This window comes from Allofournierella massiliensis (assembly GCF_964241245.1).
In the GTDB taxonomy this organism is placed as follows: Bacteria; Bacillota; Clostridia; order Oscillospirales; family Ruminococcaceae; genus Allofournierella; species Allofournierella massiliensis.
Genome location: NZ_CAXSWZ010000022.1, coordinates 41,371 through 56,205 on the forward strand (window position 1 = coordinate 41,371; position 14,835 = coordinate 56,205).

Sequence of the window (14,835 nt, forward strand, 5' to 3'; positions counted from 1 at the left end):
TACCTGTTGAGAAAGGCGTCATCCAGGCGTAAAGGATATGTATAAAGCAAAAAAGGAGGCATTCACCTATGTTAATTGGTGTCGATCATGGCAATAAGCAAATCAAGACGGTTCACTGCACCCCGTTCGTTTCCGGCCTGCAGCAGAGCATGACCCGGCCGTTCGGGCCGAGCCTGCAATACGGCGGCAACTACTATACGCTCTCCAATGAGCGTATTCCTTACCGCAAGGACAAGACTGGGGACGACCGCTTCTTTATCCTCACCCTGATTGCGATTGCGGAGGAATTGACGGCCCGCGGCGTTGACGAGAAAGAACTGTACCACATCCAGCTGCCGGTGGGGCTGCCGCCGGCCCACTTCGGCGCCCAAGCGGAAAAGTTCACTGCCTACTTCCAGAAGAAAGGGATCGTAGAATTCCAGTACCGGGACAAGCACTATGCCATCAGCATTGATGATGTGGCCTGCTATCCCCAGGCATACGCGGCGGCGGCCACCATGCTCCACACGCTGATGAATGAGGCCAAGGCGGTTGTGGTGGACATTGGCGGCTTCACGGCAGACTATCTGCTGATGAAAAATGGAAAAGCCGACCTCAGCTCCTGTGATTCGCTGGAAAACGGCGTGATCCTGCTTTACAATAAGATCAGGTCCAGGGGCAATGCGGAATTGGATCTGCTGCTGGATGAGGGGGATGTGGACGCCATCCTCACCGGCAAGCAGACGCAGTACCCGCCGTCGGTGGTCCGGCTGGTGGAGCAGCTGGCGCAGGAGTTCGTCAACGACCTGTTCAGCACCCTGCGGGAGCGGATGCTGGACTTGCGCTACTGCACGGTGGTCTTTGTGGGCGGCGGCGCCATCCTGCTGCGTCGGCAGATTGAGGCGTCCGGAAAAGTGGGTAAGCCGTTGTTCGTCTCGAATATCAATGCCAATGCAGCTGGCTATGAGTACCATCAGCTCTTTGAGCAGTGTGGTGGCCCGCTCGGCGTTGCCTTCGCCGGCCTCGGCAATGGTGGAGGCGTGGTTTTCAGCAAAATACCGCTGCACATCCTCCAGCACCTGGTCGTAGGTCAGGTCCTGGTTGGCTGCCGGCGCGAAGAATATGTCGTTGAGATTATTCATCGGCGTCATCCTCCTCGAACTCGTCCTCGTCGTCCGCATCCTCTGCCGCCTGCTCAGCCAGCTCCATCTGCTCCAGGGCGTCCAGCACCTTGTTAAGTGAGGCGGTGTACTTGGGATTGCAGTATTTGATGGCCTGGAACATCCCGCCCTCGGTGGCGCAGCGGTCGATCTCCTTACCATAGGGCAGAAGGCCGTCAAAGCCGCCGATGATATAGCCCATTTCATCCAGAGCGTGGAAGGGGCGGGCCATGCCGGCGAAGGTCATGTGCTGGTCATAGTGGAAACGGCCATCCACCAGCAGGGACTGATGGGCTTTCAGATAGTTGACGCCTTTCAGGTCGGGAGTAAGCAGGCGGATGACCAGATCGCCGGACTCAATCGCCGCCGGGGTGAACACATTGGTCATGTTGGAACTGCAGTCCAGGATGACAAAATCCACCAGCTTGGCGGCGGCGTTGACCAGCTGGAGTACCATAGCATACTTGACTTCCGGATAGCTCAGCGGATTCTCACCGGCGGAATAGCCCATCAGGCCGATGAAAGGATAGCTTTTGAGCACCGTGACATGGCTTGCCACCAGCGTGGTGTCGATCTCCACGCTGCTCAGGACCTGCCCCACCGAGGCGTTGGCCTGGATGATCTGCTCCGGCAGCCAGACCGGGAGCATGGGGACGCTGATCTCCGCGTTGATGATGATGGCTTTCCGCTTGTCGCGGGTCAGGGCTTTTGCCAGGATACAGGAAAACATACTTTTCCCGCTCCCCGGACTGCCCCAGACGGTAATGACTTTTCCCATAGGAAACTCCTTTCCCAAGGGCGGAATGCCCTTGACTTTTTGCAAAACAAATGTATAATATAAGGTAGATTATCATAAAATAAATTATGATAAAGGAGGCATTAACATGAAGTTTATCGGCAGACAACGAGAACTGGAGTCTCTTGAACGGGAATACCAAAAAGACAGCAGCTTTGTTGTGATTTACGGCAGGCGGCGTGTAGGAAAAACAACACTAATTAAAGAATTTATCAAGAGTAAGCTGGCCTTCTACTTTCTCGCAACGGAGGAAGTGGAATCACAAAGCATAAAACGGCTGTCTGGTGTTGTGTCCCGGGTAACACAGAATCCGTTGCTGCAGCGTGCAGCCTTTTCCGACTGGCTGGATTTGTTCCATATCATTGCGGAATTCCGGCCGGAGGAAAAGAAAGTCCTGGTTATTGATGAATTTCCCTATCTGGTTAAGTCCAATCCGGCGTTCCCGTCTATTCTGCAAAACGCATGGGACGAAGTTCTCAAGGACAGCAATGTGATGCTGATTCTTTGCGGCTCCTTGATTGGAATGATGCAAAAACACACGCTGTCTTATGACAGCCCCCTGTATGGCCGCCGGACTGCACAGATCCGGTTGGCGCCTTTGCCGTTCCCGGATGTGTATGCCGCTCAGCATCTCTCTTTTGAGCGTGCGGTGGAGCAATATGCGATTACCGGCGGCGTACCCAAATATCTGGAGTTTTTCAACGATCAGGAAGGACTGCTGGAACAGGTGGAGTCTGCGGTTCTCTCGAAGAACGGTTTTCTGTATGAAGAACCAAACTTTCTGCTGAAAGATGAAGTGGTATCCGCTGTCAACTATTTTTCCATTATCCGCGTGATGGCGGATGGAAACCACAAGCTGGGGAAAATTGCGGGAGCTCTGGGGACAGAAACTTCCGCGCTGACGCCATATCTTTCCACGCTCAGCGACCTTGGCTTTGTCGTGAAGGAAACGCCGGTTACGGAGAAAAATCCGGAGAAGTCCCGTAAAGGCCTTTATTTCATCTCTGATAACTTTGTGCGTTTCTGGTTCCGGTATGTCTATCCATATAAAGGGGAACTGGAACTGGACAATACGCAGATTGTTCTGGATGAAATCCGAAAAGACTTCGTACAGAAGTTTGTGGCCTTCGCCTATGAAGATATCTGCAGATCCATTTTTGCAGACCTTTGCAGGGAAGGTGTCATTGACTTTGTTCCCTCGCGGATCGGAGCTTACTGGCTGAATGATTTGGACAGCGATACGGAAATTGATGTGATGGCGGTGGACCATCAAAACAAGCGATTCTTTGCAGGCGAGTGCAAATACCACAATAAGCCGGTGGATGCGCCTGTATTTTTTGCTCTCCGCGATAAGGTGCAGGCTTCTGGTGAAATCCAAAAGGTATGGAAAGGCTATCAGCCTATTTTTGGGATATTTTCTAAAAGCGGTTTTACCCAGCGTCTTGTTGACTTGGGCAAAGAAAATCCACAGCTTTTCCTGATTAACGAGGATCATCTTTCTAACCAGCAGTGAGGAAACGGGCGGTGAATCTGTTCACCGCCCATTTTTATTCGCCGTCTTCCGGGATGCTGTCCGCAGGAGTTGTTTCCGTACCGCCTTCCGCCCCATCGGAGCCGGTCTCGCCTGTGGACTCGCTATCTGCGGCGCCTTCAGCAGCCTCTCCGCCATCCTGGCCTTCTGTATTTTCCTCAACCAGTGTTTCGGGGAAGTAGATCTCCTGAAGCGTCCTGTCCTGCTCGGCCAGCAGTTCCTCGGCCAGCTGGTCGTTGTTGCGGGAAATCAGCGCCACATGGGCCACGCCGTCATTTTCCATCTCGGTAATGATACGGGCCTGCTCCGGGCTTGCCAGCACAGTGATGGTGGCAGACTGCTGCGGCTCTTCGTCCTCGGTGGGCTCCTTGGTGTTGTCCACATTGATACCGTCAGAGTCGGTGACCGACAGCACCTTGACAAAGCGCAGCTCCGGCACCTCTTCCGCAGTCTCCAGGAAGTGATAGATGCGGATGATGTCGTTGGGCTGCAGCTTATCCGACAGGCCGGAGGCCAGCGTTTTTACAGTCAGCGAGATGGCGACCTTGCCGGAGGGGATATCGTTGAGCGCCACATCCGAGGAAACAGGGACGGTACTGACCTTGCTGGTAAGGATGTAGTCGCCTGCGGCCAGGTCGGCCGTTACATACAGGCCCTCCACATCCTCCATGCTGTGGGCCACATTGGACGGGAGGTTGTATCCGCCCACTTCTACGACTTCGGCATTGTCGCTGGTGATCTTTTCGCCTTTCAGCACCGGCTGGGTGATGCGGACGATCTCCGTCTTGCCGTTGGTCTGCCGGGCAATGGTGGGCAGTGCCACAAATGCGATGACCGCCGCCAGAACCAGGGACAGAATGCCGAAGATGAATCGGTTATTGAGTTTCATAAGCATCTCTCCTGTCATAAAAATAGTTCAGCCAGCGTCGCCACAGAGCAGCCGCAGGCCAGAAAAGGTAAAAACGGGATCGCAATGGGCTGTTTGTCCCGAAAGAGCCGCCGGAACAGAAGCACCACTGGCATGGCAAAGCCGGCGGCCACCAGGAATACCAGCGCCATACCGGAGGGGCCATAGACCAGGCCCAGCACCCCGCAGAATTTGATGTCCCCGCCGCCCATACCGCTGCCGCCGGTCGCCATAGCAGCGGCCAGCGGGATGCAGAAGCCCAGCAGCGCACCTACCAGCGCCTCAGCCACAACGGGCCAGATAAAAATGGGCGTCCGGCCATACTCCAGAATGAAGTAGACCTGGATCAGCGGGGCCAGCGCGGCCAGGGGGATAAAAAAGACGAGCGCCCGGTCGGGCACCCGCCTGTATAGGATGTCGTAGGCGGCAAAACCCGTCACCACCAGAAAAACAGTGAGCAGGTATGCCATCCACACATTACTCTCGATTGGTGTACCAGTCATCATAGAGGCTCCCGTCAATGGAAACATAGTCATTCAGGTTGATACTCAGCATCCCGTCCGGCGTCCAGGTATCCCAGACCTGGGTGAAGACGGTGTAGTTCGTCGCATCCGGGAACCAGATGGGGGTAAAGTGCACTTCCCGGCTGTAAGTCGAGAACTCATTGGGCTGGAAGGTGAATTTGGCGCTCCGGCCGCTGGACACTCGCTGCAGAAGGCGGAGATAGGTTTCATACTGGAACTCCGGGAACACCGAAAAGGCCGTCTGCGGATGGGTGATGTGGCTGGTGGGCGCGTCGGTGGAGAGTGTGGCTGTCACATCCTGTTTGACGCCGTACCCGCTCTTCATGGATTTTCCGGAGGCCGTTGGCACAATATCGTCCGGCATCAGGGACATAACGCCGCTGATGGAGGCAGAATAGCCGGTGTACTCATATTCCCAGTAGCCTTCATCCACCCAATGCCCGCCGTCTTCCCCGTGATCACACCACACCCATACTGGTACCCAGTAGCAGCTCCAGACGCCCCAGTTGGCCGTGAGTTTCTGCGTTTCATTGGGCAGGGACGGTACCGTATAACCGGGGTTGGTATCAGTCGCCACCGGGTCGGGCGGAATATGCTCATTCAGGTCCACGATCTCCGCCACAAAGGTATCCTGGGCGGTATAGGCCCCGCTGACGGATACCGTGATGGTGACTGTCTGCGGTGTGGTGGGGGTATGCCACTTGACCCAGACCACCTGGCTGTCACCTGCGGGGATCACCACATTGTTGACCCGGTAGGTGGTGCCGAGGATGTGGAAGGTCACCGAAGCGGGATTATCCGGCGTCAGGTCGGTATCCGTCCGCAGGGTGACAGAGGTAATGACATCGGTATCCACACGGTACTCCACATCAGGAGCCTCGATCTCACCCTCGGGCGGGGCCTCGTCAAACCAGACAATACCGACGCCCAGTGTATTGATGATGTCGGAATTGTTCTGCGTCCCTGTGGTGTTGCCGGTCCAGGCGGAAATACCAAGGTCACTGAACTCCAAAAACATTGCCAGCGGCAGGTTCTTATGGGTCAGCGAGGTCATGGTCCGGCGCAGGTTGCCGCCGGACATCTGATCGTAAAGGCCGGCCTCGGTGGCCGTCATGCAGTAATACTGGCCGTTGTGGGTAAAGTAGGCGATGGGCTCGATCAGCAGCTTATATTCGCCGGCGATCATCCGCTCATAGTCCACGCCCGCCGCCTGGGCAACCATCATGCAGGCGTACTCCGAGCAGAAGTACCGCTTGATGGCGTCAATGTTGCTCTGGCCCTTGCTGCTGACGATGGTGGGCATGGACTGCGCGGGCTTGATGCAGGAATAGGCCACCCCGGACTGGAGGGAGAGGCCGGTGCCGCTCAGGTACTGCAGCTTATTGACCTTGCCGAAGTGGAGGACGCTGCTTTTCTGCGTCCGGTTGGAAAAGTCCAGCGGTGAAGACACGGCGGCGCCGCTTTCCGCATCCACAACTGTGATGCGCACGCCGTCATTGCCGGGATTCCAGAAGTTTGAGGATGTGCCTTGCCCCATCCCGCCGCCGCCACCGTCAATGTTCCCGTTGCCTCCCGATGCAAATGCCGTGGAAGGAACGAGGCAGAACACCAGGGCGAGGCTGCATAAGAGGGCGAGAAGTCGTTTCAAATACATCACGCTCCATTCTTTTTGAAAATAAGAAGGCCGCCACAACCCTGTGACGGCCCTTCAGATCTATATTCAGTTGTAGGTTGTCAGCCGCCCATGTTGCCGACCTGCTTGTTCAGGTCGCCGTCGCTGTCGCCGGTGGACTGCTGCACATCGCCGGGGACTACCCAGCCAAACACCGGATCGTAAACGGCGCCGCTGCCATTGCTGGAGCCGGGAGCCGGCTCATTGCTGGAAGTGGATTCCTCTTCGGGAGGGGCGGTGACTTCCGGTACTGCCGGGTCGGGATTGACCTCATGCTCTTCGCCGGGATCTTCGATCTCCGTCTTGCCTTCCGGCACAGGAGGCGGTGTTTCTTCCGGCTTCTCCGTATCGGTAAAATCGATTTCAACCTCGCCCTCGGATTCCGAGGTCACCTTGGGATACTCCTCTTCGGCGCTGGAAGACTGGCCGGGTGCATAGGCGTCTGCGCCCCCGCTCCCGTTACCAGACTGTGCGCCGCCGTCCGACCAGTCGCTGCTGGTGCTGCTGGGAGGAGATTCATCCGGCTGGAATTCTTCCGTGCGGTCCCGGCTCACGAACCAACAGACGCCCAGAATGGCAACGCAGAGAACGGCCAGGATTGAAACAATAAAGCCTTTGGATTGGAAAAACTTCTTCATGTGTGTCCACACTCCTTTTTGCTGTTATATAAAGCCTATACTGCGGAGCTGACTGGAATTTCAACAGCGCCGCTAAAATTTGGTGTTGTGGTAGCCGGTCAGCTCCACCCGCTGGGTGATGGTGGGATAACTGTGCCCGAACATACGCACATAGAAATCAATATCGCAGAAGAAGATGTACTCCACCCGGTCGCCCACCACATTGAACTCCAGGCTGATGTCGGATACCTCATAGTCCTTTGTGGAAAGCGGGATCTTTTCTGCCAGGCCGCCGGCGACAGTGGCCTCCAGCATTTCCGTATAGTCATTGCTGGAATAGAGGGTGCGCAGGTACTCCTCGAAGTTGGTCTCCCGCTGGGAGCGGTAGGTGTCCGCATAGATGGTGGCGCTCAGGTTGTTCAGCTCCATTTTGGCGCCGTTGCGGATGTTGATGCAGGTGATCCGCACTGAGGCGTACAGGAGCAGGAAAGAGATGAGCATGACGACCCCGACCACAAAGAAACAGGCAAAGAAAGTGATCTCGCCCCGCTCGTTGCGAAGCGGCCGACGCAGCCGTGAAAGAAAACGCTTCATAGGCCACCTCACTTCCAGTAGTGCTCGCTGACGCCGGAGCCGCGGGCCACCACCGTGATATTGACCAGATCCAGGTTCCAGAAGCCGCCCAGTTTGGCCTCGCCCTCGATGGTGATATAGAAGGGCGTCCCCAGCTGGATGGCCCGGGACATCCCGGACGGCGTAGGCGTCTTGTATGTGGCGTCGATAGAGTATGTGATATTCTCCGCCCCCTCGATCTCCGAGCACAGGAAGTCAAAGAGCGAGTCGGTCTCGCTGTTGATGCCGCCGGACAGCTGGATCTGCTTGACCATCTGATCTGCCGCATGGTCTAATTCCTGCTTTGTGGAGATGATGCCGAACAGGTCAATGATAAAGGCCAGCAGGATGACGGCGATGAAGATGAACACCACCGTGGAGAAATAGTTGGCCTCGCCCCGTTCGCTCTTCAATGTCCTGCGGACTTTTTGAAGGAAAGTATGAATGTGAACCACCACCTTTACTTACAAATGAAAACAGCCGTCCCGACCGGAACGGCTGCATTACAAAGTTTTGACTGTACCAAGTATAGCAGATTTGGATTTACGGCGAAAGGGCAGGACTGCGCCAATGTATTGGCAATCCTGTGCCAATTCTTTTTAGTGGCGACGATTTATACAAATCCAAAGTGAGATTACTCTATTGCTGGATGACCTCGCCGTTTGAATCATACTGAACAACGTCCAAACAAGTAACGCTTATTCTATCCGCAGTATCGTCAATTTGGGGAAAATATATCCGGAAACTGTAGTTTTCCTGATAGGCTCTCAAAATATCTGAAACTTCAGCGGAATCCGAAGCAACAGAAATAATGTCACCTTGACTGATTTTATCCTTGTAGCTTTCCAGAGCTTCAACTAAGAAAAGGTTATCATTATCTTCCACAATTTCAATTACTTTGACATTGAGGGAGAGTAAGTGTGAAGCCTGCTCATGGTTTTGGGCATTGCCATCACTTGAGAAAATAGGGACAACCCATACGGTATAAATTTTCCAATAAATCTCCGACTCCAACAACCACTCTTTATCATCATCGGAAAAAATATATGTACTACCCAACTGTTCTTGAAAAACAGCTCCCGTACCTTCTGCGAACATTCGAAGAAGTGCGTCACTTTCGCCTTTTCTGGTGATATAGATACTTTCAGATTCCGTTTGCTTTACTTGAACATATTGTGTGTCATCATTTAGTTTAGCAGCGGCACGAAGATAAGGGATCGGATTACCTCGCTGAAAAATGACGGGTGAGTACAATGCCATAATTGCGATGCCAAGGATTAAGCATACAACAACTATTCCCAAGGCTATTTTGAGTTTTGACGGGTTTGATTTCATTGCCTTCGACTCCCAACCTTTAGAACGCTTCATCTATTTCATAACCATAGATTGTCCAGTCGTTGCCATATAAGTAAGATAGAGTGAAGGGATTCAATGTGCCGTTAGAATAGTAGTACATATATCTATCCGTTGTATGAGAGGCCAAATGTTTTGAACTATCGGTCGATTCTGCTGATACAATAATCACAGTATGATCGGGGCTTCCATCTCCACCAAAATCAATAGATACGGCATCTCCAACGCCAAGATCTGCGGAACTGCTTGCCACTCCAACGCGTTCTTTCCAGTGATTATAAAAGTTGCTGGCCCCTCCCCAAGTGTGAGAGGGCTTGTCGTCATTATAATACCAATTTCCGGTTTTTTGATGCGGGAGAATCAACCCGGATTTTATTTGTGGGACACCGCCGGCCGCCAAACATTGCGAAACAAAATCGGCACAATCAGACCAGCCTCTTGCCGGATCAGATTGCCCAGAACGGCCAGAATCAAGACTGTTATAATCGTTGCGCGATGTGTCCATTCCATTATATTCCGCATAATACGGGTAGTCCGTATTATTAGTTTTATTCCACCATGTACGCGCATAAGCGACTACTTCCGCCGTGTCATAAGAGGAAGATTGAGTTTCTGCAACAGTGCTATCTTCTTGTGCAGTTTCTCCGGCAGCAACGGTAGAATCAGATGTGGTAGGCATCAAGGAAGCTATTTCAGACCAATCTGCGTTGCGGGTGTTTGCAGAAATCGCATTGAGAATCTGCTGGTTGATTTCGACGTTCTCGTAATAATCAAGATAAACTGCAAAGTCTTTACACTCTTCAACAAAGGCAGGAGTACCATTTTCGTTCATCGCAGCATATGCTTTTGCAAAAGCCACAAAATCGGAATTGTTAATATCCGCAGGAATGCCATATACTTCCGCTGCCTCTGCACACAGTTCAAATGCGTCCGCATAGGTTGTCAAGGCATCCTCACTGTTCATAACAGGCTCGGAATACAGTCTGACTTCTTGGCTATCCACTGTAAATGGAGCGTACTGCTTGTATTCACCTGCAATAGAACTGTTATTCTCGGCTACTGCTGCAATGTCTACTTTGTCAGTTGCTTCATCATTTGCCGCAAAAGTATTTGTTGAGAGAGCGCATAGCATTCCAAACAGTAATAAAACGCTTAATGTTCGTTTCATCTTGTTCCTCCTCGTGTGTTCAAAGTTCTATATAATCATCAATTATTGGTTATTTGTGTGGTTTTGCATATAAATTTATGGGAGAAATCTGGAAACCACTTTTGTAGTAAACGGTACAACCAGTAACCACATATTGCTCCAAGGGTGTTCAAAATAATATCGTCAACAGCGGTGTTGCGCATAATGAAATACTGTGCGAACTCTATAAAAGTTGACATCCCAAAACCAATGATTGCAGATCGTTTCCAAGTGGCATTTCGGAATAAAAGCGCCGGGAAAAATCCAATAGGGATAAACATAGCCAAATTGCCAAAGAAGTTAATGAGTGTTACAAAAAAGTATGCGGGACTTTTCAACAAATCCTCAAAATAATCTTTGAAAACGGAGAATGGCACTATGCTTAAACTGGATTTCCAGGTAGGACGATCAATTAGGATGCGGACATTTCCCCAAATACCGGGAGAATCCTCCCAAATATATGTAGGCCACAATGTCAGCGCCAAGATCCCAAAAATAGATACAACAAATAGAATTAAGCCAACCTCACGTTGCCATCCCGAGTGCAAATTCATAGCCTTCAATGCCTTCATGCGGTATGGCATAAAACACAGAAAGACAACTACTGCCGGAAGCGAAATAATTAAAATTCTGCTTATATATTGTATCAAATCTGTCATGTCCCGTCCCCCATAATTCCCCGGTAGGGGATGCCCTGTTTAAGACACCCCCTACCAGTTATCTTTATTTTATTGGCCGATATTCACAGTTCCGCCCAACCACAGGTCTTTGAAGGGACCGCCCCAACCAGTGGTATTAACAATGCGGATATAGTAGTTCTTGTTAGAACTCAGGTTTTTGAAAGTGTGGTCCAATGATGTAGAACCCGTGAACTGAGGTACCGTATAGACGTCAACGGCTCCGGTTTTGTTTACCTCGTAAAGTTCAATTTTAGCATATCGAGATTTGTCGTTTTGATCACCGTTGCTCGTCAAAGTTCCCTCGATGGTAATCTGCCCTGTGGATGTATGGAAGTAATACTTAGTGTATGTGCCACAACCTTCGCAGAGGTTAACGACTGTTGCTTCATAAGGCAGGTCAGCGGACTCGGTGGGGATCTCTGCTGCACGCGTAGTTGCATCCATTTCGGTTTGCGCAGAGGGTTCTTTTTCCGTAGGGGGTGTGGCCTCGGCTGCAAATGCGGAAACGCTCATGGTAAAGGCCAAAGCGCAGACCAACAACAAAGAAAACAGTTTTTTCATATCCAACCTTCCTTTCTATTAAGGCGACAAATTATCTAAATCCTGTCATCAAAAAAGAAAACATCGGTATCAACTCCTTCCGGTAAAAAAGATGTCTCCTCATATTTGTTCAATTACAGTGATACACCGTATTATGGACAAGTTCCTTCGACAGAAAATCTTGGCTGTGCCTTGCCTTCAAGAGTAACATCGACTGTTAATTGATAAGTTTTTCCCCTCGACACCGTTGCTGTGCCACTAAAGGCAAGATCTCCAACAGAAGATTCTTCCCAAGTTTCGATACACTTACTTCCTTGCCATAACTTTATTACAGCTTCAATGTCATCAGTCGGTCGGTCCGCAGCAATAAACACCGTACAGGAGGCAGTTGTTCCATTAAAAGAGATACGGGGAACAACCGCTGCTGCCCTGGTCGATGCGGCATAGGCGGTGGAGGAGAATACCATAAGAAACACAAACAGAATCGGGAAAAATCGTTTTTTCAAAGGAATGACCCCCTTCATTCGTTCATACCCCGTAAACGAATGAAGGAGGTCATTTTGGACAGTTGTATTCTATTTTTTTAGAATTATTTTTTTTGGACACCCTCCGCCAATTTTATCATAGTATCCTCAGGAAGATCCGCCATGATATAAAAGGCAAGGTCATCTTCTTCTGATGTCCAAACCAACATATTGGAAGATGCTTCCTCGTTAGCCTGATAGAAGTCCGCACAGATATTACCAATTTGAATGGATCGAGTCTCTGCATAATCGGATGTAATAAACAGGCTTGCGGCATCATCCCCCTGCAAACAGGAAAAAATAATACGCCGTCCCGAATCATCGGTATAGGTTAGATATGTGCCACCATCAAGGTCCTGCTCTTTTTGAAAAGAAAAGCCTTCAGGCAACCATGTTAGCTCATACTCTATGATAGTGTTTTCTTGCGGAACCTCACCAATAAACCTATACTCGACAAATGCTTCATACCGCTCCCGTACCCATGCAAAAAAAGCAGCTCGCGCTTCTGCATCCACTGTCAGCCATGTACCGCTGGCGAGAGCCACCGCAAGAACAAAGCAAGCTGCATATCTGGGCAGTTTGTAGATCACAGGATGTTTTGCTTTCCGAAAAGTTCGGCGCATTTTTCTCTCAAACGATGGGGAAAACTCATGTTCACATTCTGCTGGAGCGGGGAGCGAATCCCTGATTGCCTGATCCGCTTCAGCCGCCGCTTTTTTCAGCATTTCCTCGCTTATCACAGGATTCCCGCCTACTCACATAGTTTTTTCAATTTGTTTTTGGCCCGTTGATCCAATTTGATTGCGGCCGGCAACGACAGTCCCAACATCTTTGCGATTTCTCTGACAGTGTACCCATGATGATAACGCAGCAAAATCATTTCTCGATACCTGGCGGGCAACTTCAAGATACATTTTGTCAAATCGTTGTCCCCTTCATAATGAGCATTTGTGCCTTGAATTTCCTCGATCAGCTCGACAGTTTGGTGTTTTTGCTGCTTTCGGTACTGATCTATTGCTTTGTTCTCAACTATAGTAACGACATAGCTATGTGTTTTTGGACATATAGGATCATCGATTTTTTTAATATTTTCTGCTATCTTTACGAAAGCCTGATGCACAGCGTCCTCTGCATCCTGCTCATTATGTAGAATTTCATAGGCCACATGGAACATGAGCCCTTTATACTCCAGATAGAGTTGCTCAAACTTTGACTTCTCCTCTGGAGTTTCAAGCATTTGCAGGTAAATGATCATAATGCGAACCCCCAGTTGTTTTCCATACTATTATACCATGTGGCTCAATAACTCAACAAGTAGAGGTGTTTCAGCTCCAACAGAGCTTATCATAAAAGGGCTATGTGCAATCTTGGGTCAATTTTTTTATGAAAAAATTTATGCAAATCCGAAATGAGATTTTAGATTTTCATAATCGAAGTAGTATTTTCCTAAACCATAAGAAAAACAGCACGGAGAAACAGCAATCACCATTTCTCCGTGCTATTTTTCATCGGGCTGGAATTTTACGATGTCATCCAGTTCACAGTTAAAAAATTTGCAGAGCGTGTCCAAAGTATTGGTAGAGACGGATTCGTTCGCCTGCATCCGGCGGATGGTCGAACTGCTGATACCGGCCTTGGCCTGCAAGGTATATGTGGTTGCGCCATGCCGCTTCATGGTTTGCCACAAGGGCTCGTATGAGATCATTCCTGGTCGTTTCCTCCACTTCCTTCTTTACATATCTCTATTATTGCCTATAATGGAGGAGTAGTGTTATAGGCAATATTGCCTATACAAGAATGGCATAAAGTGAAGAGATATAGGAGGAAACAGGATGGAAGCCGAAACGAAAACCTGCTGTATAACGGGCCACAGAGATATTCCAGCGGAGAAGAAGGAATTTGTGGAAGAAGCATTGCGGAAAGAGGTAGCAGCGGCGATTGAGGATGGCTACACTCGATTTATTTCCGGTTTTGCCGAAGGTGCCGATCTTATGTTTGCGGCAGTCGTTGCCGAAGCAAAAAAAGAAAATGACGGCTTGTTTTTAGAAGCAGCGATCCCCTATGCCGGCCGGCTGAAGACGAAGGACAAAGAGTTTCACAGAATGCTGACTGCCTGCGATGGCGTGAAAGTGATCTCCGACCACTATGTTCCTTCGTGCTACATGAACCGCAATCGCTATATGGTTGCCCAGTCGCAACGTGTGATTGCGGTGTATGATGGACGGGACAAAGGGGGGACGCTGTTCACGCTGCGCGATGCCCATGTTCAGGGGCGAGAGATCAGGCTCATAGAAATTTGATTTCAAGGGCAAAACATAAAGGCCGCATGGGGTTTTGCATCCCATGCGGCCTTTATGCGGCTGAAGAATTTATACAAGTGCCAAAAGAGATTCCTCGAAATCATGTGCGCTCTGGCAAAGTTCGGTTACTTTGGACCAGTTCTCACAGACAGTAGGTACAAACTGCTCAAATATGCTGGTGCGCTTTTTCTGGCCTGGAATCCGAATGTTGTGATAATATTTCCCGTGTGCAATGATATGTTCCCACGGCTCTTCAATCGTCTCAATTCCATCGGTTTGATCATATGCTGCAACAATCCAGGCCTCAGTACTGTCACATGGGATAACAATACAGGTATCATCTGTTTCTTTGAGCCATGTGGTAAGGAGGCCTTTGAGGGTGCGCCAGTTCGGTGCAGGTAATACAGTCTGGTGAAAGACCAGACCCGGCAAAGCGTAGCGAGCAGCCGGTACT

18 protein-coding genes and 1 pseudogene are annotated in these 14,835 nt (G+C 50.5%); 3 read left to right on the plus strand and 16 right to left on the minus strand.

Annotated features, from left to right (window positions below):
- The first annotated feature begins 68 nt into the window (after positions 1 to 68).
- Positions 69 to 1,217, plus strand: coding sequence for a ParM/StbA family protein (locus ACESYO_RS11710; RefSeq protein WP_373210060.1), 1,149 nt, complete (start codon positions 69 to 71; stop codon positions 1,215 to 1,217).
- On the opposite strand, the gene ACESYO_RS11715 is transcribed toward ACESYO_RS11710, so the two are convergent.
- Positions 1,114 to 1,869, minus strand: coding sequence for a hypothetical protein (locus tag ACESYO_RS11715; RefSeq protein ID WP_373210059.1), 756 nt, complete (start codon positions 1,867 to 1,869; stop codon positions 1,114 to 1,116). The genes ACESYO_RS11710 and ACESYO_RS11715 overlap by 104 nt on opposite strands.
- 154 nt (positions 1,870 to 2,023) lie before the next feature.
- Between ACESYO_RS11715 and ACESYO_RS11720 the strand changes: the two genes are divergently transcribed.
- Positions 2,024 to 3,448, plus strand: a complete 1,425-nt coding sequence (locus tag ACESYO_RS11720) for an ATP-binding protein (protein ID WP_373210058.1) — start codon at positions 2,024 to 2,026, stop codon at positions 3,446 to 3,448.
- A 34-nt stretch (positions 3,449 to 3,482) separates the two neighbouring features.
- On the opposite strand, the gene cpaB is transcribed toward ACESYO_RS11720, so the two are convergent.
- The 14 genes from cpaB to ACESYO_RS11790 form a co-directional block, all read right to left on the minus strand.
- Positions 3,483 to 4,355: a Flp pilus assembly protein CpaB gene (cpaB, locus tag ACESYO_RS11725; protein WP_373210057.1), complete on the minus strand. Its 873-nt coding sequence runs from the start codon at positions 4,353 to 4,355 to the stop codon at positions 3,483 to 3,485.
- Positions 4,356 to 4,369: 14 nt separating this feature from the next.
- A complete protein-coding gene (locus ACESYO_RS11730; protein WP_373210056.1) occupies positions 4,370 to 4,876 on the minus strand; it encodes a prepilin peptidase in 507 nt (168 codons plus the stop codon).
- Complete coding sequence (locus ACESYO_RS11735; protein WP_373210055.1) at positions 4,851 to 6,551, minus strand: hypothetical protein; 1,701 nt, start codon at positions 6,549 to 6,551, stop codon at positions 4,851 to 4,853. Before ACESYO_RS11735 ends, ACESYO_RS11730 begins: the two co-directional genes overlap by 26 nt.
- 80 nt (positions 6,552 to 6,631) lie before the next feature.
- The gene (locus ACESYO_RS11740; protein ID WP_373210054.1) at positions 6,632 to 7,207 is read right to left on the minus strand and encodes a DUF6550 family protein; all 576 of its coding nucleotides are present in this window, start codon (positions 7,205 to 7,207) and stop codon (positions 6,632 to 6,634) included.
- Positions 7,208 to 7,279: 72 nt separating this feature from the next.
- On the minus strand, positions 7,280 to 7,780 hold the full coding sequence (locus tag ACESYO_RS11745) for a hypothetical protein (protein WP_373210053.1): 501 nt from the start codon (positions 7,778 to 7,780) through the stop codon (positions 7,280 to 7,282).
- 8 nt (positions 7,781 to 7,788) lie between these two features.
- Positions 7,789 to 8,211 (minus strand): DUF4320 family protein, encoded by a 423-nt coding sequence (locus ACESYO_RS11750; protein WP_227603392.1) that lies wholly within the window; start codon positions 8,209 to 8,211, stop codon positions 7,789 to 7,791.
- A 226-nt stretch (positions 8,212 to 8,437) separates the two neighbouring features.
- Positions 8,438 to 9,166 carry a hypothetical protein gene (locus tag ACESYO_RS11755; protein WP_373210052.1) on the minus strand — a complete coding sequence of 243 codons (729 nt, stop codon included), beginning with the start codon at positions 9,164 to 9,166 and terminating at the stop codon, positions 8,438 to 8,440.
- Complete coding sequence (locus tag ACESYO_RS11760) at positions 9,153 to 10,319, minus strand: amidase domain-containing protein (RefSeq protein WP_373210051.1); 1,167 nt, start codon at positions 10,317 to 10,319, stop codon at positions 9,153 to 9,155. The genes ACESYO_RS11755 and ACESYO_RS11760 overlap by 14 nt, the downstream gene beginning before the upstream one ends.
- Positions 10,320 to 10,357: 38 nt before the next feature.
- A complete protein-coding gene (locus tag ACESYO_RS11765) occupies positions 10,358 to 10,996 on the minus strand; it encodes a VanZ family protein (protein ID WP_373210050.1) in 639 nt (212 codons plus the stop codon).
- Between the two features lie 69 nt (positions 10,997 to 11,065).
- Positions 11,066 to 11,578, minus strand: a complete 513-nt coding sequence (locus ACESYO_RS11770) for a hypothetical protein (protein WP_373210049.1) — start codon at positions 11,576 to 11,578, stop codon at positions 11,066 to 11,068.
- Between the two features lie 131 nt (positions 11,579 to 11,709).
- Entirely contained in the window at positions 11,710 to 12,063 is a 354-nt protein-coding gene (locus ACESYO_RS11775; RefSeq protein WP_373210048.1) for a hypothetical protein, read from the minus strand.
- An 83-nt stretch (positions 12,064 to 12,146) separates the two neighbouring features.
- Positions 12,147 to 12,821 (minus strand): DUF4367 domain-containing protein, encoded by a 675-nt coding sequence (locus ACESYO_RS11780; RefSeq protein WP_373210047.1) that lies wholly within the window; start codon positions 12,819 to 12,821, stop codon positions 12,147 to 12,149.
- 11 nt (positions 12,822 to 12,832) lie between these two features.
- Positions 12,833 to 13,336 (minus strand): RNA polymerase sigma factor, encoded by a 504-nt coding sequence (locus tag ACESYO_RS11785; RefSeq protein WP_373210046.1) that lies wholly within the window; start codon positions 13,334 to 13,336, stop codon positions 12,833 to 12,835.
- 243 nt (positions 13,337 to 13,579) lie between these two features.
- Entirely contained in the window at positions 13,580 to 13,786 is a 207-nt protein-coding gene (locus tag ACESYO_RS11790; RefSeq protein ID WP_058963699.1) for a helix-turn-helix domain-containing protein, read from the minus strand.
- A gap of 127 nt (positions 13,787 to 13,913) precedes the next feature.
- On the opposite strand from ACESYO_RS11790, the gene ACESYO_RS11795 reads away from it, so the two are divergent.
- Positions 13,914 to 14,381 (plus strand): SLOG family protein, encoded by a 468-nt coding sequence (locus tag ACESYO_RS11795; RefSeq protein ID WP_373210045.1) that lies wholly within the window; start codon positions 13,914 to 13,916, stop codon positions 14,379 to 14,381.
- A 69-nt stretch (positions 14,382 to 14,450) separates the two neighbouring features.
- On the opposite strand, the pseudogene ACESYO_RS11800 reads toward ACESYO_RS11795, so the two are convergent.
- Positions 14,451 to 14,835, minus strand: a pseudogene (locus tag ACESYO_RS11800) (hypothetical protein); the annotation flags it as partial.